Raw genomic sequence first — 18,932 nt, forward strand, 5'->3', positions numbered from 1 at the left:
TTTAATAAAGTTTATATAAGCTTTCTGTCAGAAAAAAGCCGATTTAATCTTAAATAAAGAAGAAGTCGGCTTTTTATTATTAATAGTGCACGTCCCTGTGCAATGATCCATTATTAACTAGTTTATTAGTTAGTTGCAGCGTCCATTTTATCAGCCGCTTCATCTGCTCCATCCTGTACCGCATCTACGCCATCATCCCAAGCATCATTTACCGCGTCGGCACCATCTTTCATGGCATCAGTCGTTGAGTCGTACGCATCAGCAGCAGCTTCTTTGCCATTTTCTAGCATCTCTTCAGCGCTTTCTTGGCCTTGCTCTAGAAGATTAGAAGCTTTTTCTTTTCCTTGCTCAATACGGAAGTCGAAGCACTGGTCAGAAAATTTTTCACGAATTTGGCTGTCTTCAATCTTTTGAATATTGGTTTGAGTGCAGTTTTCTTCGCTTACATTGGGCATTTTTTCGCTGCAGGCCGTGGTTAAAGCAGCAACAGCTAATAAGCCAGCGATGTATTTTGGTTTGGTCATGTTCATAGTGCTTCCCTCAATTATATTGACTAATTATCTAATGTTTTTGATCTGTTAAATCAGAGTGTCCTTGAGCTCATAACTTAAAAGTAAAGTCTTTTTATTTTTAAGTTAGCCGATCAGAAACGTTGTACTCTTATATTTTCGATCCGTTGATGGTTGTTAATATTAATTTCGATGGGATTATTATCAATTCAAGTTTTTGTAAACATTATTTTTTCGGTACTTCTTTCATTTTGTTTCAACACTAGTAGGCAAATGTAAAGATGCACGAATGGCGGGGGATAGCGCTGAATATAGAGATGAAAAAGCCCTCATAAAAGGGCTTTCTTGGGTCACGTCTTTACACTCTACAAAGTGCGGCGAAATTGATCAACGGCGAGTTTATAGCAATGTAGGGCTAGCTCAGCGTCGTAGCGATCGCCTTCATCGCGCATAAAGGCATGTTGTGCATTGAGTTCATGCCATGTGAAATTGCGCTTAGTATCGATTAGTTGCTGGTAGATTTTCTGGCGGCCTTCAGTGGATACATGCGGGTCTTGTTTACCCCAAACCATGGTAATTTCGCCTTGGATATCACCAGTACGAGTAAAGCTATCATTGCCTTCAATACACGGTAGGGTATTTGAGTGAATATCCGTGGCGTATAAGCAGAAGCTTGATAGGATGCGAGGATTCAAGGCCGCACGAAAAGCCAGATGGCCACCGATACAGACGCCCATGGCGCCAAAGTGGCCGTTGCAGTAGGCTTGCTGTTCAAAAAATTCAATCATCGCCACTGTATCTGAGTCGTGGCTTTCTAAGGTTTTTGTGAATTTGTCGCTATTGCCTTTGTCTTTGCCGGCATCATCATAAGCCAGTACCGTACCGATGGGATTTAGTTCATGAAACACTTCCGGTACTACTACTGAGAAACCATGACCCGCGAGAATTCTTGCGCTACGCTCAATTGGCGCGGTGATCTGAAAAATTTCCGAATAGAAAATGATACATGGAAATTGGCCTTCGCCTTGTGGGCGGTAAACGTTACAACGCATGGTGCCTGTTGCCGTTGAAATATCGACGATTTCAGTTTGGGTAATCATAATATCTCTTTTAAAAACAATGGGGATCAAGCGCTCCATAATAGAGGATCCCCATTCAGATGAGTAGGCATTGCTGGCGCGCTGTACAGCCCAGTTAGTCTTCCGCTACGAGATAGCGGCGTCTAACTTGAAAGTGCTCTGCTAAACGCTGCCAGACTTTAGGCGGAGCGACCCAGATAGGATTCCCTTCAATCAATCCATTGCCTTGTTCGAAATCGTTGCTAAGAGCGCCGGCTTCTTGGCAAATGAGCAGGCCAGCGAGAGCATCCCAGCTGTTTAAATGAGCTTCGTAGTAACCATGAACCTGACCAGATGCCACATGACAGAGCATTAATGCCCCGGCTCCAAAGCGACGGTACTCGATGTTTTCTTGCTCGATTAGGTATTCGATGCTGTGCAGATAATCTGCTAAGGGGCGGCGATTGGATCGACCTAAACCTAACACCACTCGGTCGGGTAAGGGCTCCGTGATGTTTAGAGAATGTCCATTTAAACTCGCACCTTGTCCTTTTTGAGCGACAAATAATTCGTCTCGATCAGGAGCATAGATGATGCCTAATTGCACTTGCTCTGCCTCAACATACGCGACGGAAATACACCAATAATCCATGCCGAGGGTAAAGTTAGTGGTGCCGTCAATTGGGTCAATCACCCAAAGGCCCTGGATACCTGCTTCAATCCCTGTTTCTTCTCCTAGAAAGCCGCTTCTGGGGTATTCCATTTTTAGATAACTCTTTAGCGTCTGTTCGACGAAAATATCTGCTTGGGAAACAAAATCCTGCTCAGACTTCGTGGTTACAGCGAGGCCGTTGTCACGAATGGATTGCGCTTCCTTGCCTGCGTTGATGGCCATTTTGCAAAGCGCTGGCATATCAATGTGCTGAATCATAGACGACCTTATGGAAGTGAAAGAGAACTTTTACGTTCGATTAGTTGAACAGCGATAGGTAGGCTGCACGAGGGTTTATTTGGCAAATGAGTACGACTTTCTAAACAATCCAATGTGCTCTTGCAGAGTGCATCAATATTCTGGTCTAAGGTCGATAACTGGTAGCTCCATTGTTCTGTCTGGGGAGTATTATCAAAGCCAACCAGCTTAAAATTCTGCGGCGCATCGAAACCTTGTTGGCGCATACCATCGAGAAAACCACACGCCAGTTGTGCATTAGCACAGAAGATTCCTTGAGGAATGGGGGGCTGGTTTTCAAGCAACGTAAAAGCGGCTTGCTGCCCGCCTTCATAGCCATCACAAGGTGCTTCGATATTTGTCAGCCGATGATTTAGACCTTGTTCAAGCAAAGCCTGAGAAAAGGCTGCTCCACGTTGTAGTCCAGACCAAGTAGAGCCTTTGTAGTTTAGCCATCCGAAGCTTTTACAGCCTTGTGTTATTAAATGCTCGCACACCAATTGGGCGCCTTGTTGGTTATCGGAATAGACCGCGTCCACTTGGGGAATATCAAGTTGCCGATTAATACCCACCACTGGAATTTTAAACTCTACACATTCCTTCACCAGTGCTTGGGGAGGTTGCCCAGAGGTCACCACGACGCCTGATACACGAAACTGGCTAAAGCGGCGCATGGTATCGGCAAGATCTTGCTCGGTTTGAACTTCGGTAATCAAGGCTTGATAGCCGCGCGCTTGGATCTCACTAATTAACCCTTCCAATAGAGCACTGCGAAACGGATCGCTAATTCGAGCCACGACCACACCAATCAACTGACTGCGTTTGCGGTTTAAACCTTGCGCCAAGAAGTTCACCTGATAGCCCAATTCTTGGGCGGCTTTAATAACTTTGGCTTTGGTTTCAGGGGCGATACTGCCGTTCTCACTCAGGGCTCTAGACACGACAGCACGGGAAACCCCTGCATAATCGGCCACATCTTGAGCGGTTATATTTCTATGTTTGGCGACTTTATTCATTTGAGTTACCGCTGCACTGAACCTGCTCCATGATGGACTTCTCATTGTTCAAATCTATCTGCAGGCCGTCAAAGGATAAAAATAAGTTGCTCTGATGAGCGATGGTGTCAGCTAAGGCCGTCAGCGCCTCGTCATAACAGTGATACAAGCCCAGTGCTGGCAGATCCAGTTGCGCCGCCAAGGCCATACAACTTTGTAGGTCACCGTGGGAAGCATCTTCGGCAAGTGGGGTTGCCACGGCGCATTCTTGAAATGCGATCTCTGCATCTTGCATCAATGCGATGGTGGCGGATGTCGGTCGGCCATCACCACTGTAGAAAACAATGTGATCATCGACTTCGATGCGCAGCGCAAGATTACGCATTTCGTGCTGGGTGGCCGCACTGGCTAATTGCCAATTACGCCATGTCCAGCGTTCAGGAATGTCTAGCCATTCAATGGCAAAACAAATCTCTGTCACCGGGAAGGTCGCTAGAGCCGTGAGTTGCTGCAAAATAGGGCGATGCTCAGCTTGGCAATAAATCGTTAACGGCGCTTGGCGACCAAAGCTTTTCCAACGGTTCAGTAGAACCGGTAACCCCGCACAGTGGTCTGGATGAATGTGAGTGAAGTAAATGACTTCGATCTCATCAATGCCAAAGTTATGTTGCCACAGTGCTCGCGGCACAGTCGGGCCACAATCAATCAGCCAACGTTGCAGCTGTTGATCGCTGACCAGAATAGAAGATGTGTTACGCACCATTGAAAACGCACTGCCACTTCCTAAAACATCGATTCTCATAAGACTCCGACAAATTTTTTGTTTGCTTAATCAAATTGTCACACTGTCACGACAAAGTAGGTTCACATAATGTCGACTCAAGGTTGCATTTTTTTTACAACGCAATGAACACGTGTTCAATGAGTCAAAAAAAAATTCAAAGAATAGGTAAAAGCTAGATGGCACATTTAAGCATCCAACAATTGCAGGTCAGCTATGGGGATAAAACGGTGCTGCACAACATCGACCTGAACATTCAGCAAGGGGAGATGGTTGCACTATTGGGGCCATCTGGTTGTGGTAAAACCACCTTGTTAAATGCTTTATGTGGGTTTGTGCCTGTGGGTTCTGGTTCAATTTTTATGGCGGGTAAGGACATTACTAACCAGCCACCGGAGCAACGTAACATCACCATGGTGTTTCAAAGCTACGCGCTTTGGCCGCATATGACGGTCGCTCAGAATATTGCCTACGGTTTAAAAGTGCGCCGCGTGCCAAAGACTGAAATCGCTGAGCGCATCAAGGAAATGCTAGAGATCGTTAAGCTTTCAGGACTTGAGAATGAAAAAGTCACGCAACTGTCAGGCGGTCAACGTCAGCGTGTCGCGTTAGCAAGAGCCTTAGTGGTGAAGCCAGACATCTTAGTGTTGGATGAACCGCTGTCGAACTTAGATGCTAAGGTGCGCCTCAGTGTGCGTCATGAAATTAAAGCGTTGCAGCAACGCCTTGGTTTTACCTCGGTAATCGTGACCCATGACCAAGAAGAAGCTCTGGTTATGGCCGACCGAGTGGCGGTGCTTAATAATGGCCATATCGAACAAATCGGCACACCCGAAGAGATTTATCAGTCCCCGAAAACACCGTTTGTGGCGGATTTCATGGGCGCAGATAATCGCTTTGTGTACGCCCCTAAAATCACCGGTAAAGCATTCCGATTGTATCTGCCAAAAACGTCTCTGGAACTACATCACTTAATTTACTTTCGAAGTTCTGCGGCCTCTATTTGCAAGGACTTGGATAATCGCAATTTAGACGGTCTAACCCTAACCGGTACCGTCGAACAAAGTGCCTTTCTAGGGCAAAACTATCGCCATAACGTACGTCATGGTGAGCAGCTGATACAGGCTGATTCGCCTGACTGTTGGCCGCTTGATTCTGAAGTATCAGTTCACGTTCCACCCCATGCGCTGTATGTGTATCCACACATGGCGCGCTCTGCTTGATCAAATTTTTAGTCAAACTTACGAGGAAGAAAACATGTTTGCGAAAACTAAGATTGCTGTTTTAGCCGCTGTAGGATTAGCACAACTTTCTGGCGCAGCGTACGCAGAAACCGTGCTGAATGTGGCGACTGCTGGTAGCCAAAATATGGTGGATTACGTTAAAACCTACTTAGCACCAAAGTTTGAAGCCATGCACCCAGATGTGACGGTCAATGTGGTGGGGACAGGCCCTGGCGATGCAGGATCGCATAAAATCCTAGAAAAGCTTTCTGCTCAGCAGCAAAGCGGTATGGAAAACTGGGATTTGGATGTTGCGGTTGTACACCAGAAAATTGGTGGCGAGATGGTGGGGCAGGGACTCTTGGCGCCATACCGCCAAGACATTAACACGGGCAGCATGGTGACTCGTGACACGGCGGACAATGCCTTGGGTACGGACGTAAAAGGCTATGTGATGCCCATGTTTCACAGCCAAACCGCCATTGCTTACAACAGTGATTACATCAGCAATCCACCTTCATCTTATGATGAGCTAGTTCAATGGACGCAAAAACACCCAAAAGCCTTCGGTTACAACGGTATTAAAAATGGCATGTCGGGCGTTAGTTTTGTTGCAGGCTGGATGTATGCCTATGGCACGGATGCAGAGCGTCTTTCAAGCCTGCCCTATGACAAAGGTGTCGAAGCGAACTGGGATAAGGCTTTTGCAGCGCTTAAGTCGTTTAACCAAAACGTGACTTTTACTCCGGGTAACGCGGGTACGTTAGACATGCTTAACCGTGGCGAGATTTTTATGGGGCCAGTTTGGGTAGACATGTTCTACAGCTGGAAAGAGCAGGGCAAGATTCCACCGTCGTTGAAACTGGCATTGATTGCCCCAGGTATGCCAGGACAGCCGATGTACTATGTAACCCCGGCAAAAGCGGCTCAGCCTGAACTGGCGCGTGAGTTTATCGAGTTAGCCACGAGCCCAGCTGTGCAGGCGGAAGGCATTGTCAAACAGTTCAACTGGTACCCAGGTATCGATGCGAAACATGTGAAAAGTGAGCTAGATGAGGCCACTTGGAACAAGTTGTTTGCCGAGATTACGCCAGAAGATCTGGCCCAATACGGTAAAAGCTTCCCAATCGCTCCTTACTTTGATGACATCAAAGAAGGCTATGAGCGTCAGGTGTCTAACTAATAGTTTCTTGTCTTTCAAAAACAATCGTTTGCTACCCTTGCGTAGCAAACGATGCTTTAAATGAGTTCATCATGCGCGCTTCTACCCGCAACATTCTAATGATTGGCCCTGCCGCAGTAATGGTGTTGGCCTTATTTCTGTACCCACTTGGTTTTTCTATCGTCTCGGCCGTAACCCACGATGACTATTCGCTGACGTTGACTCACTTTATCAAAGTGTTTGAACTGTATTCCAAAGATATTCAGTTTACCGTGCTGATTGTCTTAAGTTCCGTGCTGATTTTGGCGCTGCTGTCAATTGCGATATCGGCCATGATCGTTCTCTCGCCGTTTAAGCGTTTAGTCGCGATTCTTAGCATGCTGTATCGCTTGCCGCTGTTTATTCCCTTCATCGTGGCGGCGCAGATGATGCGTACCTTTTTAGCGAAGAATGGTTTAATGAATAACACCATTGTCGCCGCAGGCTTATTGACGCCAATGGATACGGTTTCCTTTCTTGGCTGGACGGGTATCATTATTACCTTTGTGTGGAAGCAGCTGGCGTTTACCACCTTGCTGATCAGCGGTGCCATGGCGGCGTTGGATCAAAGTCAAATTCGTGCAGCACAAAACCTTGGCGCTTCACGCCTTCGCATCTTAATACAAATCATGATTCCGCAAGTGTTGCCCACCATTGGTGTGGCGTTGGTGTTATCCACGGTGACCATTATGTCGGTGCTATCGGTGCCATTAATGATTGGTACTGGCTCGCCAACCATGATTACGGCGGACATGGCTTTTCGCGTGAACTCTTACGGTGATTACCATGTCGCCAATGCCTTAGGCATGATTTCCTACCTGATTTGCGCAGCACTGGCGTGGTTTTATTTGCGCCAAACAATCAAGGAAAAAGGAGCAATGTCATGAGTCGAACAGTAACCATGGAACGTTCTTCGGTGAATGCTATAGGCAGGTTTAAGCTACGTTGGGGCTTCTGGGGACAGACTCTGTTCATTACTTTACTAGCCTTAGCCTTTTTTGGTCCGGTGGTGAACTTATTGCTTTGGACCGTGGCCGAAAGCTGGTTTTTCCCTCATGCGGTGCCAAATGAATGGGGGTTAAAATATTGGGGGCAGGTATTTAACCCCTATAGTGATGTATCAGGCTCTTTGTTTACCAGTGTCATGATTGCCTTAGCATCGGTGATGGTGTGTTTGTTGGTATCGATTCCCGCAGGCTATGCCATGTCGCGTCGTTCGATGCCTTGGCGACTGGCGTTTATGCTGTTATTTCTGTTGCCACAGGCCTTTCCGAATTTAACGGTGTACATGAACATGGCACGAATTTTTTACAGCTGGAATCTCAATGGCACCATCTTAGGGGTGATTCTAGTACATAGCGTGCATGGTTTAATGTATTCGGTGTGGATCAGTGTGGCGGCGTTTTCGGCGATTGATCCTATGTTGTCTCGTGCTTCTCGTAATCTAGGTGCTGGACCGATTTATACCTTTATCCATGTGGTGTTGCCGCAAGCGACGCCGGGGTTAATTGCAGCCAGTATTTTTGTATTTCTAGAATCATTGGATGAATTTACTGGTACTTTCTTCGTTGGTGCTCCGGAGGTAAGTACTTTGCCGTTGTTGTTATACAGCGCCAGTATGGAGGGTAACTATCAGATTTCATCCATTACCGCGTTGATTCTTTTAGTGCCCTCGATAGGATTTATGTTACTGATTAATCGTTTTATGCGTCCAGAAGTGCTATCGAAACTGGGGCAGTAATGGAACATCCTTAGTCTTTGGTGTTGTCTGACACTCTAGCACTTAAGCCATGCTTCATAATCTGTTTCTATACTTATAGACGTAATACTAAGACGTAGGGATTGAGAGAGGTGAAGCATGACAGGTTTGAAAGGATTGGGGTTGAGTGTGCTCGTGGTGGTACTGACGGCATGCGCATCAGGGTCGCATGTACTTACAGGAACGCCCCGTGATGCCATCGAACCCTCTCAAGTCAAAGTTTATTCTCAAGCTCCGAGTCAAGCCTATGACACCATTGCTAGTGTTCAAGCGTCTAGTTCTCAAGGGGTAAGCCAACAGGGCCGTATGGACTCCGCTGTGGAGGAGCTAAAAATCGAAGCAGCAAAGCTTGGGGCAAATGGTGTGATTATCAGTCATTACCCTAATAACAGTGGCGGTGTCTCAACGCAAATCTCGACGGGAATATTTGGCGGTTCCCGGGGGATTTCTACTGGTGTGGGCACGGGGTTTACCATTAATCCCGCGACGGTGAAGGGCACCGCGATATATGTACGTGATGGCTCGCATAGTTCCACTATCCAAGCGCCTCAAGTTCAATAATCTGTACGGCCAGTTGAGTTGCATCATCTTCGTCATGGGTGACTAAAATGGCTGGAATATTGGCTTTTTCAATGGCCTGTTTGACCAACTGGCGCATTTCCTGACGCAAGCTTTTATCCAGCTTACTAAAAGGTTCATCTAAAAGTAGTGCATTTGGCTTGGACAGTAGGGTGCGAAGCAAGGCAAGCCTGGCTTGTTGGCCGCCTGACAACTGTTCAGGGAGACGTTCTTCTAGGCCTTGCAGTCCCACTTCGGCCAAATGTAGTTTGGCCTGTCGATAGCGCTCCGTCTGAGATCCGCCTTTGGGCATGGCAAACATTAGATTTTCCGCGACGGTCATATGAGGAAACAGCAAGGGGTGCTGTTGCAACAATCCCAATTGACGTTGTTCTGGTGCTAACTGCATGAGTTGCAGGCCGTCTAAAGATGCTTGTCCCAAACCTTGCAGCCCGCTGCTAAGGGAGCCAGATAAGTAAGCCAATATACTGGATTTACCCACGCCACTTGGCCCCATTAAAGCAACAATTTCACCGTTATTTACCGAAGCAGAAACCGGTTTTATCAATGCCTGTCGCTTGTGTGCTATCTGCACAGAGGTTAGTTCGAGCAAAATTGTCTCCTTAATGCCAAACGCCCGGTGGTCCAGTAGCGCGGAATCATCGTGGCCAACATAAAACAAATCAAAGGCAAAATGGCTTGTGCCAATGCCAAAACACTGACTAACTTACGATCCCCAGAAGCCGCCCGCGCAACGGCTTCGGTGGTCAGCGTATTAATGCGACCTTCGCCCGCTAATAATGTCGGCAGATATTGTGCTACGCTGACCGAAAAAACGATCGCTAGTGAAGCTGCGATCGGGGCTTTTAACAGTGCCAATTTGATCAAAATAAAGTTGCGAAGTGGTGTGGCTCGTAAACGGTTAGCCTGCTGTAGATACGCTTCGTTAAAGGCTAGATAAGGTGCTTTCAGGGTTAAATACACATAGGGTAGGCTATACAGCACATGAAGCCCTAATACGCTGAACCAGTTGCCGTTCCAATTCAAAAACAGAAGCCCCACTTGAATACCAAACAGTAAGGTCACTTGTGGTAGTAAGACCCAGCTGAACAATATGATGACAGTGCCATCGCTACGTTGGTATTTGCGTTCATGCTCCAGTAATAACAGCGCCAAGATTAAGCCTATCAGGGCGCTACACAACGCCAAGCTGAAGGAAGCAGCGCTCAAGCTCACCAGTCTATCACCAGCGCGAGAGAGATTGTCCAATGTCCAGCTTGCGGGCCAAGTGTCTGGAAAGCGCCAGCGCTGAGCAAAGGCCCAAATAGGCAATACAACTAAGCTAAGTATGGTTAAACAAAGCGTAAAAGCAGCGCCTGTTGCTCCCGTAAGCGTCCAATAACGTAGCCATGATGATCTCCCGCCTGACATAGCATGCAGTTGTCGCCAATGATGGATCGCTCGGTACACAAGTAGCCAGACAAGGATACAAAGCAAAACCATTAACGCTAGCACTAATGCCGCTGCACTGGCTTGCCCCCGCAGTAGAAGCGTTGGATCGTTAAACCAGCGCAGTAAGGTCACTGCCAACGTGGATGGCGTGTTGGGACCAATAATGGTCGCCACATCCACCACCGTCATGTTAAATGCCAGCACCATAAAAATAGGCAGTCGCATTAGACGAAAGACTTGTGGCAAGAGTGTGAAGTGCCAAGCGGTAAGGCGCTCGTAGCCTAAGAGCCTAGCGGCTTGCAGAGTTTTATCAGGTTGTAGTTGCGTTAAAGCGGCTGCCATAGCAAACATTAAATAAGGCATTTCTTTGATGACCAAGGCGATGATCAAAGCTAAGCCATTGGGGTCTTGTACTGTTAACCAATTGGGCGGGCGCTCGAAACCTGTCAGCCAAGGGCTGATGATGCGAACTAACCAACCAGAGGGCGCTAGCAAGAACAGTGCGCCGATCGTGATGCTGGCGTGCGGAATCGATAAAATCGGTGTGATGGCCGCTTGTAACCGAGTAAACCAAGGTTTGTCAAACGATACCATGATAAGGCTGCTGGCAAACCAATAAGCAAATAATGTAGCGAGCAAACCGCTGCCAAGGCTCAGTCTAAGTCCTGACCAAAATTCTGACTGATGAAACAGTTGCTGCCAATGTTGACCATGAAAATCAAGTTGTCCAAGCGCTGGATCATAACCAAAGCTTGGTAGTACAACCCCTATAAGACCCAACAGCAATGGCATACTGATGCCAAGAATAATAAGCCAATATAGGGGGCGTTGAAGCATAGAAAGCATAACTGAGCTGGCGTCGCTTTATTGAGCGTAACGCTTACGCCACTCTGTTTCTAACGCTTCCATCCAAGAACTGTGCGGTTCTGGCAGTGTCGTGCCAAGTTCTTCAAGACTTAACGTAGCGATACCTTTTGGTAGCTCATCAAAAGCCGCTTGTTGCTCTGGTGCTAATTTACGGTAATCCAAAACGGTTAAATCACCCCAAACGGTTGGATTTTGTTTATATGATTGAGCTTCTGGGGAGAGTAAGTAGTTGGCGACTACCTGCGCCCCTGCAGCGGCACTGCTGTTATAAGGTATCGCAACGAAGTGAGTGTTGCCGATGGTGCCTTGACTAAAAACATAAGACCGTACGGTATCCGGTAAATTACCTTGAGCGATTTGCACCGAAGCGGCTGACACATCAAAACTTAGCGCCACATCAATTTCTCTATCGTCGAGTAAGCGCATCATCTCCTCACTGCTTGATGGGAAAACGGCCCCACGTCGCCATGCAACAGGGTGTAGTTCATCAAGGAAAGCCCACAATGGCGCGGTCACTGTCTCAAAATCTACATAGCTAACGGGTTTTAGCAGCACGTCAGGATTGGCAGCTAACTCGTGCAAGGCTTGTTTTAAAAACGTAGAGCCTAAAAATTGCGGCGGCTCGGGGTAGGTAATGCGCCCTGGATGTGCTTTAGCGTAGGACAATAGTTCTCGCATAGAGCGAGGAGGGTTGTCCAACGTATCTGTATCGTACATAAAGATCACTTGCGCCATGCCCCAGGGGGATTCCATGCCATCGACTGGAGTGCCAAAGTCCTGATTTAAACTCTGGCGTGCTTGCGGATTCACGTAAGCTTTGTAATTCGGCAAATCGTTAGCAAAGGGGCCAAATAGCAAGTCGTTTTCTTTCATAGCGCGGAAGTTTTCGCCATTGATCCAAATAAGATCGACTGAGCCATTCTCATCTTTGCCTGCGGTTTTCTCTGCCAATACACGACTAACGGTATTGGCAGTGTCTTGAATGCGAACGTGTTTTAAATGCACTTGGTAGTTTGTTTCAACTTGCTCGGCAACCCATTGAATATAAGAATTTATATTGTCTGCACCGCCCCAAGCATTCCAATATACCGTTTGCCCTTTCGCGTCTTCAACCAGCTGTTCCCAATCACTCAGTGCATCACTTGCCAAGACAAATGGGCTAAGGGTTAAGCTACTTGCCATCAGGCAAGAGGTCGATAAGCGCCACAATGATTTCATCCAAGACTCCTTTTTGATCATGATCATCCATTAGACGTAGGCTAAGGCCTTTTCTTACAAGGATTTATTTTTTATTCGACTGCGCTTTAGCGTACCATGACGCCATGCAAATTTTTGATCTGATTTTATAATACAGATACGTTAGAAAAGGATAGATGAGATCATGAGTTACCAGCTGTATTCTCACACTCTGCCTAGTGCAACACCGGGTACTCAGCGAATTTTAAAAGCTCACCACTTTGGCGAGGCGGGTGCCAGACCCAAGATTTATTTCCAAGCGGGCTTGCATGCTGACGAATGGCCGGGCTTTCTGGTGCTCAATACCTTAATTAAAAAACTCATCAAAGCTGACGAAGAGGGGTTGATTAAGGGCGAGATTATCATAGTACCGGTCTGTAATCCGATTGGTCTTGGGCAGAATTTTCATGGATACATTCCCGGAAGATTTGCGTTCTCGGATGGCGGTGGCAACTTTAATCGTAATTGGCCTCAATTAGGGGCAAAAGTTGAGCGTATTGTGAAAGACAAAATCACTGGCGATGTGGAAGAAAACGTACAGCTGGTGCGAGAGGCCATTCGTGAAGAATTAATGGCTTTGCCCGAACTTACTGAATTGCAGGGCATGCGCAAAACCTTATTAGCATTATCAATGGATGCCGATGAAGTGATCGATTTGCATTGCTCCGGTGAAGCCTGTATGCATGCCTATGTAGCGCAAGAGTTTGAAGAATATTTTACGCCGCTTCTGAGTTTGATGAAGAGCAAAGTTGCCCTGTCCGAACTCGATACAGGGGCATTGTCATTTGATGAGACCAATGTCAGCGTGTGGCGCCACTTAAAAGCGCACTATGCTCATTTAATGCCTTGGGGGTGTCGCTCATTGACCCTTGAGCTACGGGGTGAAAACGATATTTCCCATGAATTGGCAGAGCAAGATGCCAGTGCGCTAATGAAGTATCTGACATACCGCAAAGTGATAAAAGGTAAAGCTCCAAAAATTGATCCGAGCGAGGTCGCGTTTTTCCCATTAGATGCCATGGATTTAGTAAAAGCACCCGTTGCAGGCATTGCCTGTTTCCATAAAGAGTTAGGTGAGTCAGTAGAAGCGGGGGAAGTGATTGGTGAAGTGGTTGATGTGATGGCCGATGATGTTATGCAAAGTGCCTATCCCTTGATCGCTCGTGCGAACGGCGTGTTCTTTGCCCGCTTCCAGCGTCGCTTGGTGGCCTGTGGCGAAAACATTGCCAAGATTGCTGGTCATGAACATTTGGCGTTTCGTGAAATCGGCCATTTATTTGAAGATTAAAACGTCACAGATAGTAGGTGAACGTGTCTGAGTACTCTTATACCGCGGAGCAATCTGCCGTTATTCAACATGATGTTAGCCATCATGCCAAAGTCATTGCCGTCGCGGGTGCTGGGAAAAGTACCACGCTGATAGGCCGCATACAGTATTTACTAGAGCAGGGCGTGGCCGCCGAAAAAATCGGTGTGTTTATGTTCAATAAAAGTGCTCAAGAAGAATTCTCTGCTCGTCTAAGTAAGGCCATGAGTCAATCTGGCAGTGCGCGCATTCCCAATGTTATGACCTTCCACGCCTTCGGTATGCGCCTAGCGCGCCGTTTGGAGCAGCGAAACTTGCTGCCCACTGCCAAGCTGGTGACCGATGAATTCTCAATGATCAAGCTCATTCGCGAGGCTCGCAACCGGTTAATGCGTCAAAGTCTTGAGGTTGAGTTGCACGATGAGCGCGACTGGCTAGAAGACTTTTTGCTATTTGTGGATCAAGTTAAAGCCGCAAGTATCCCTGCATCAGAGGTGTTTGAAGCCGGTAATTGGTCGAAAGAATGTCGTCACTTTGTCGCCTTATATGAGCAATTAGAGAATCTGCGTAAGCAGTCTAATTTGCGTTTCTTTGCGGATCTTTTGGCCGACCCTTTTGCCTTGCTACAGCAATCGAATGCCGAGCAACACCATCTGATTCAAACCTTAGCGCCAGATTATGAATACCTACTGATTGATGAGTTCCAAGATATCAACCCTTGCCAGTATGAGTTACTCAAGGCTTTGTATCGGGAGCGTGCTCGTTGGATGATTGTTGGGGATGTGCAGCAATGTATCTATGAGTGGCGCGGCGCGGCGCCAGAGATCATGGCACAACAATTCGATCAGGATTTTGTCAACGTTAGTACCTATCCGCTGGCGTGCAGTTTTCGTTTTGGTCACAGCATCGGCATGATGGCAACTTGTGTTGTGTCGCAAAACCAAACGGAACAATTGGTGATTGGTCAGGGCGGTACGACGGAAGTAGATTTTGCCCGCTCAGATTTACCCGGTCGCGCTTTATTAGCTGAGCTAAAAAACTGGCATGAACAAGGTGGTGACTTAGAAAGCTGTGCGGTATTGGTGCGCTTGTACAGTGACATGGTGCCGGTGCAATTGGCATTGATGCATAAAGGCGTGCCTTACCAGTTACACGGCGATTCTCCGCTACTGGAAAACCGTCAAATTCGTATGTTAATGGCCTATTTATCGGTTATGGCTGGTGGCTTAAATGACACCAGCTTGTTTTACGATAAAGCCGATGTAGAGTATTTGGTGACGGTTCCCAATGTCACGAATGTTAGCGCTGATCGTATGCGTTTACTGACACAAGCGCGCCAAAGCCCTCATTTGATTCCTGAATTATTGGAACGTATGGCGGATCAAACTGAAGGTTGGAAGGCTAAGAAAATTGCCGATCGGGCGGACTGGCTTCGCAGTTTGACGATGTATAAGAACGATCCCGCTCAGGGGTTACTGCAAACCTTGGATAAGCTTGGTATTTATCGCTACTTTGAACACACCAGCAGCAAAGATATTCAGACCCAAGAAAAAATCGCCACTTGTGAAGCTTTTTTGAGTTATGTACGTGGCATGGCTAGCGATGCGGGAATGATTATTGCACAATTGGTCAAATTGAACGAGCAGGATCAACAGCATACCCATGGTGTGCATTTAATGACGATTCACAAATCAAAAGGGCTAGAATTTGATTTGGTGATGATGTCAGGGCTGCAAGAAGGTCGCTTTCCCTATTATGACGATGATCTAAGTAGCATTGATCGCCAAGCGGCAGCAGAGATGCAGGCCGAGCGGCGACTGTTTTATGTGGCCATGACCCGAGCACGCAAACGTTTGGTGTTTCTAGAAAGCCCCTCTGGCGAAGACGTTCGTCGTCTCAGTAAAGGTGGTTTATTGGCTGGGGCAGCGCGATCTGGTGCTATGAGTCGGTTTGTCTATGAGGCTCAGCCTGTGCCTGTTCAAAAGATGGGGCACCATTGGCACGATAAAGCCGTGTTAGAGCTCAGTGCAGACTTGGATGAGCCTCTTAAAAAGTATCTTGCAGAGCTGGGCGATGATGCGCCAAACGTGAGTTTTAAGCATGACGCTAAAGCGGTCAAAGGTGAGCTTAAAGCCGGTGACAAGGTGCGTCATGAACAATATGGTCAAGGGGTTGTGGTGCGCCAAGAGGCTACTGGAAATCGTATGATTTATGTCGATTTCGCTGAAGAAGGCCTAAAGCGTTTCAATCCAAAACATACGCGGTTAGTTCGGCTAGCCAATCGCAATAACGAAGCATAATCGGAGCTTAAATGGGTATTCCATTAATTGATTATTCAAAACTTACCAGTCCAGACAAAGCGGAGCGCGCCAAAGAAATACAATTTCTGGATACAGCATGTCGTGAAATCGGCTTCTTTTACTTGATTAATACGGATATCGATAAGGCGCTGATTAAGCGTATGATGACTGCCGCGAAGCGTTTTTTTGATGCGCCTCTTGAGGAAAAGCTCAAAATTGATATCAAGAACAGTATCAATCATCGCGGTTATGGGCCGGTAGGTGAAGAGCAGCTTGATGAGGTCAATAAAGCGGATTGGAAAGAAACCTTTGATATGGCCTTAGACCTGCCATCTGATCACCCATTGGCTGTTAAATACCCAAAAATGTACGGGCGTAATCAGAATCCTAGTGACCCTGTAGTGCTGGAAACTCTGCATGATTATTATGTGACAGCATTTGGTGTGGCGCAGCAGTTATTACGAGCCATGGCTGAAGCATTAGATTTAGAGGCGGATTTCTTTGGTCGATGCTTTAAAGACCATGTGACGGTACTGCGCATGATTCATTACCCCCCACGTCCGGCGGATAGTCATGATAATGGTGCAGGTGCTCATACGGACTACGGTTGTGTGACCTTGTTGTTACAAGACGATATTGGCGGCTTAGAAGTGAAACACCGCAATGGAGAGTGGTTGAAGGCTACGCCAATGGAAGGGGCGCTGGTGGTGAACATCGGAGATTTAATGCAACGCTGGACCAATGATGAGTACATCTCAACAGCACACCGTGTGCAAGCCTCAGCCGCTGGTGTCCATCGTTACTCGTTCCCATTCTTTGTTGAGCCAGATTATGAGACCACCGTGGCCTGTGTGCCAACCTGTCAGAGTGCGACTAAGCCTGCGAAATATCAGCCGATTTACAGTGGCGACTGGATTCAGTCCCGCTTTGATGCGACCTATGCTTACCGTGAGAAAGAGACCGCTTAATCACAATTAAAGCTTATATGTAACAAGGCGCCGACATGAAAATGAGCGGCGCCTTGTTGCATATTAAGGCTTTATTGTGCCAGATATCCGCCATCTACTGGGTAATAGGCTCCCGTGCAGAAAGAGGCCGCATCACTGGCAAGGAAAGCAACGAGGTTCGCCACTTCTTCTGGTCTGCCCATGCGTTTCATTGGGTGTTTTTGCGTCAATACATCCAACGTTTCTTGATCAAGAGAACCACCATCCACCATGTTAGTATGAATAAACGCTGGTCCTACTGAGTTAATACGAATACCATGCTCGGCGAACTCTATTGCGGCACTTTTCGTTAAGCCAACAACCGCGTGTTTCGCGGCTACGTATTCAGAGCTCATGGCAAAACCAACTTGGCCTAAAATAGATGCCATATTGATGATGCTGCCAGATTTTGAAGCTTTCATGTATTTTAATGCGGCACGTTGGCAGTAGAACACACCATCAAGGTTCACGCCTGTTACCTTGTGCCATTCGTCGTCACTTAGCTCGGACACATCCTTCATATTGGCACCGATACCGGCATTATTGACAAGAATATCTAAGCGACCAAACTCTTCGACAGTGACACGCATCGCGGCTTCCACGGAAGACGACTCGGTAACATCGACTTCAACCGTTAAGACCTGATCTTCAAACTCTGAAAGGTACTCTTGAGCTTTTTGCAGATCGTCATCGTTTAAATCCCAAATTGCGACTGCTGAACCAGAGCGAACCAGTACTTCGGCACAGGCTAAACCAATCCCCGCAGCGCCGCCTGTCACCACGGCAACTTTGCCAATTAGATCGAAGTTGACCATTGTTGTTCTCCTTAAATAAATGGGAATACTTAGTAAGCTAGTGCAAAATTATGCGCTTCGTGTGAAAAACTTTGTAGGGTTGATAAGTATCTGCAGCCGTATTGACAGATGCTTGAGGTGATTTGAATGGCTGATAAATTCTCAACGCTAGATCTCAAGGGAAAGCTGGTTGCTTTGGTAGTGATCAACACCAACTCTCACCATCTGGCCCGGTTCAACCAAATGCCATTCATGGCCTGATAAATCCAGAGGCTCAGAGCCAACCACGACATGCTCACCAAATTGCTTGTAATACAGGGAAGGAGCGTGATCATCGCTGGAAAAGCGAACTGCCCACATGTCGCGACCATTGGAAAGCATACTCGTGAAGCGTAGCGGCTCTTCAATATTCTTCTCGCGCATCAAATCCAGTATTTGCTGCAAGGTGGTGTTCACCGCTTTCACAGGATTCTCGTCGAGGCCATTGGCTACCATGAGTAAGAAAATAGCCTCAGAATCCGTGCTGCCACGACGATGGCTATACAGGTGTTCAGGAATCCAGCGATCAATTTGCCAGCGTACTTGTTCATACTGACCAATTTGACCGTTGTGCATAAACAACCAGTTTTTGTAGCCAAACGGGTGGCAGTTAGAACGAGCGGTCGAGGTGCCTGTCGAGGCGCGCACATGAGCAAAAAACAAGGGGCTTTTAATGTGTCGAGCAAGGCTTTTTAAATTGCAGTCACTCCAAGCCGGTAGGATCTCATGGTACTGTCCAGGCTCTTCGCGTTCGTCATACCAACCAAGACCAAAACCATCGGCATTAACAGTGACCTCTGATTTTCTGGCACTTAAGCTTTGATGAATTAAAGAATGATCTGGTTCAAACAGCCATTGTTCTAAATATACAGGGCTACCTTGGTAGGCCATCCAGCGACACATATAAACTCCGAAATGG

18 protein-coding genes are annotated in these 18,932 nt (G+C 47.1%); 8 read left to right on the forward strand and 10 right to left on the reverse strand.

What is annotated here, in order from left to right; all coding sequences use genetic code 11:
• Positions 1 to 125 precede the first annotated feature (125 nt).
• The 5 genes from trbK to ASC49_RS05880 form a co-directional block, all read right to left on the reverse strand.
• A complete protein-coding gene (gene trbK / locus ASC49_RS05860) occupies positions 126 to 530 on the reverse strand; it encodes an entry exclusion lipoprotein TrbK (protein WP_055462294.1) in 405 nt (134 codons plus the stop codon).
• Positions 531 to 874: 344 nt separating this feature from the next.
• Positions 875 to 1,609, reverse strand: a complete 735-nt coding sequence (locus ASC49_RS05865) for a dienelactone hydrolase family protein (RefSeq protein WP_055462532.1) — start codon at positions 1,607 to 1,609, stop codon at positions 875 to 877.
• 94 nt (positions 1,610 to 1,703) lie between these two features.
• The gene (locus ASC49_RS05870) at positions 1,704 to 2,498 is read right to left on the reverse strand and encodes an inositol monophosphatase family protein (RefSeq protein WP_055462295.1); all 795 of its coding nucleotides are present in this window, start codon (positions 2,496 to 2,498) and stop codon (positions 1,704 to 1,706) included.
• Between the two features lie 8 nt (positions 2,499 to 2,506).
• A complete protein-coding gene (locus ASC49_RS05875; protein WP_055462296.1) occupies positions 2,507 to 3,532 on the reverse strand; it encodes a LacI family DNA-binding transcriptional regulator in 1,026 nt (341 codons plus the stop codon).
• Positions 3,525 to 4,313, reverse strand: a complete 789-nt coding sequence (locus tag ASC49_RS05880; protein ID WP_055462297.1) for an MBL fold metallo-hydrolase — start codon at positions 4,311 to 4,313, stop codon at positions 3,525 to 3,527. The genes ASC49_RS05875 and ASC49_RS05880 overlap by 8 nt, the downstream gene beginning before the upstream one ends.
• Before the next feature lie 158 nt (positions 4,314 to 4,471).
• On the opposite strand from ASC49_RS05880, the gene ASC49_RS05885 reads away from it, so the two are divergent.
• The 5 genes from ASC49_RS05885 (at position 4,472) to ASC49_RS05905 (ending at position 9,036) form a co-directional block, all read left to right on the forward strand.
• Positions 4,472 to 5,515, forward strand: coding sequence for an ABC transporter ATP-binding protein (locus ASC49_RS05885; RefSeq protein WP_055462298.1), 1,044 nt, complete (start codon positions 4,472 to 4,474; stop codon positions 5,513 to 5,515).
• Positions 5,516 to 5,549: 34 nt separating this feature from the next.
• Positions 5,550 to 6,698, forward strand: a complete 1,149-nt coding sequence (locus ASC49_RS05890; RefSeq protein WP_055462299.1) for an ABC transporter substrate-binding protein — start codon at positions 5,550 to 5,552, stop codon at positions 6,696 to 6,698.
• Positions 6,699 to 6,769: 71 nt separating this feature from the next.
• Positions 6,770 to 7,603 carry an ABC transporter permease gene (locus tag ASC49_RS05895; RefSeq protein WP_055462300.1) on the forward strand — a complete coding sequence of 278 codons (834 nt, stop codon included), beginning with the start codon at positions 6,770 to 6,772 and terminating at the stop codon, positions 7,601 to 7,603.
• Positions 7,600 to 8,457 carry an ABC transporter permease gene (locus ASC49_RS05900; RefSeq protein WP_055462301.1) on the forward strand — a complete coding sequence of 286 codons (858 nt, stop codon included), beginning with the start codon at positions 7,600 to 7,602 and terminating at the stop codon, positions 8,455 to 8,457. The genes ASC49_RS05895 and ASC49_RS05900 overlap by 4 nt, the downstream gene beginning before the upstream one ends.
• A 117-nt stretch (positions 8,458 to 8,574) precedes the next feature.
• Positions 8,575 to 9,036, forward strand: coding sequence for a hypothetical protein (locus tag ASC49_RS05905; RefSeq protein ID WP_055462302.1), 462 nt, complete (start codon positions 8,575 to 8,577; stop codon positions 9,034 to 9,036).
• On the opposite strand, the gene ASC49_RS05910 is transcribed toward ASC49_RS05905, so the two are convergent.
• Genes ASC49_RS05910 through ASC49_RS05920 form a run of 3 tightly spaced genes read right to left on the reverse strand, consistent with a single transcriptional unit; the run spans position 9,011 to position 12,570 of the window.
• On the reverse strand, positions 9,011 to 9,646 hold the full coding sequence (locus ASC49_RS05910; RefSeq protein WP_055462303.1) for an ATP-binding cassette domain-containing protein: 636 nt from the start codon (positions 9,644 to 9,646) through the stop codon (positions 9,011 to 9,013). The genes ASC49_RS05905 and ASC49_RS05910 overlap by 26 nt on opposite strands.
• Positions 9,634 to 11,322: an ABC transporter permease gene (locus ASC49_RS05915; RefSeq protein ID WP_245624648.1), complete on the reverse strand. Its 1,689-nt coding sequence runs from the start codon at positions 11,320 to 11,322 to the stop codon at positions 9,634 to 9,636. Before ASC49_RS05915 ends, ASC49_RS05910 begins: the two co-directional genes overlap by 13 nt.
• 27 nt (positions 11,323 to 11,349) lie before the next feature.
• Complete coding sequence (locus ASC49_RS05920) at positions 11,350 to 12,570, reverse strand: ABC transporter substrate-binding protein (RefSeq protein WP_055462305.1); 1,221 nt, start codon at positions 12,568 to 12,570, stop codon at positions 11,350 to 11,352.
• A gap of 163 nt (positions 12,571 to 12,733) precedes the next feature.
• Here ASC49_RS05920 and ASC49_RS05925 point away from each other — a divergent pair, with 163 nt between their 5' ends.
• The 3 genes from ASC49_RS05925 to ASC49_RS05935 are packed head-to-tail and all read left to right on the forward strand — an operon-like array spanning position 12,734 to position 17,162.
• A complete protein-coding gene (locus ASC49_RS05925; RefSeq protein ID WP_055462306.1) occupies positions 12,734 to 13,876 on the forward strand; it encodes a succinylglutamate desuccinylase/aspartoacylase family protein in 1,143 nt (380 codons plus the stop codon).
• 23 nt (positions 13,877 to 13,899) lie between these two features.
• Positions 13,900 to 16,194: an ATP-dependent helicase gene (locus ASC49_RS05930; protein WP_245624649.1), complete on the forward strand. Its 2,295-nt coding sequence runs from the start codon at positions 13,900 to 13,902 to the stop codon at positions 16,192 to 16,194.
• Positions 16,195 to 16,205: 11 nt separating this feature from the next.
• The gene (locus ASC49_RS05935; RefSeq protein ID WP_055462308.1) at positions 16,206 to 17,162 is read left to right on the forward strand and encodes an isopenicillin N synthase family dioxygenase; all 957 of its coding nucleotides are present in this window, start codon (positions 16,206 to 16,208) and stop codon (positions 17,160 to 17,162) included.
• 71 nt (positions 17,163 to 17,233) lie between these two features.
• Here the strand turns inward: ASC49_RS05935 and ASC49_RS05940 are convergent, their stop codons facing one another.
• Entirely contained in the window at positions 17,234 to 17,995 is a 762-nt protein-coding gene (locus ASC49_RS05940) for an SDR family NAD(P)-dependent oxidoreductase (protein WP_055462309.1), read from the reverse strand.
• Positions 17,996 to 18,142: 147 nt separating this feature from the next.
• On the reverse strand, positions 18,143 to 18,916 hold the full coding sequence (locus tag ASC49_RS05945) for a class II glutamine amidotransferase (protein WP_055462310.1): 774 nt from the start codon (positions 18,914 to 18,916) through the stop codon (positions 18,143 to 18,145).
• Positions 18,917 to 18,932 lie beyond the last annotated feature (16 nt).

The sequence above is a fragment of the Marinomonas fungiae genome (assembly GCF_001418205.1).
GTDB classification, from domain to species: Bacteria; Pseudomonadota; Gammaproteobacteria; order Pseudomonadales; family Marinomonadaceae; genus Marinomonas; species Marinomonas fungiae.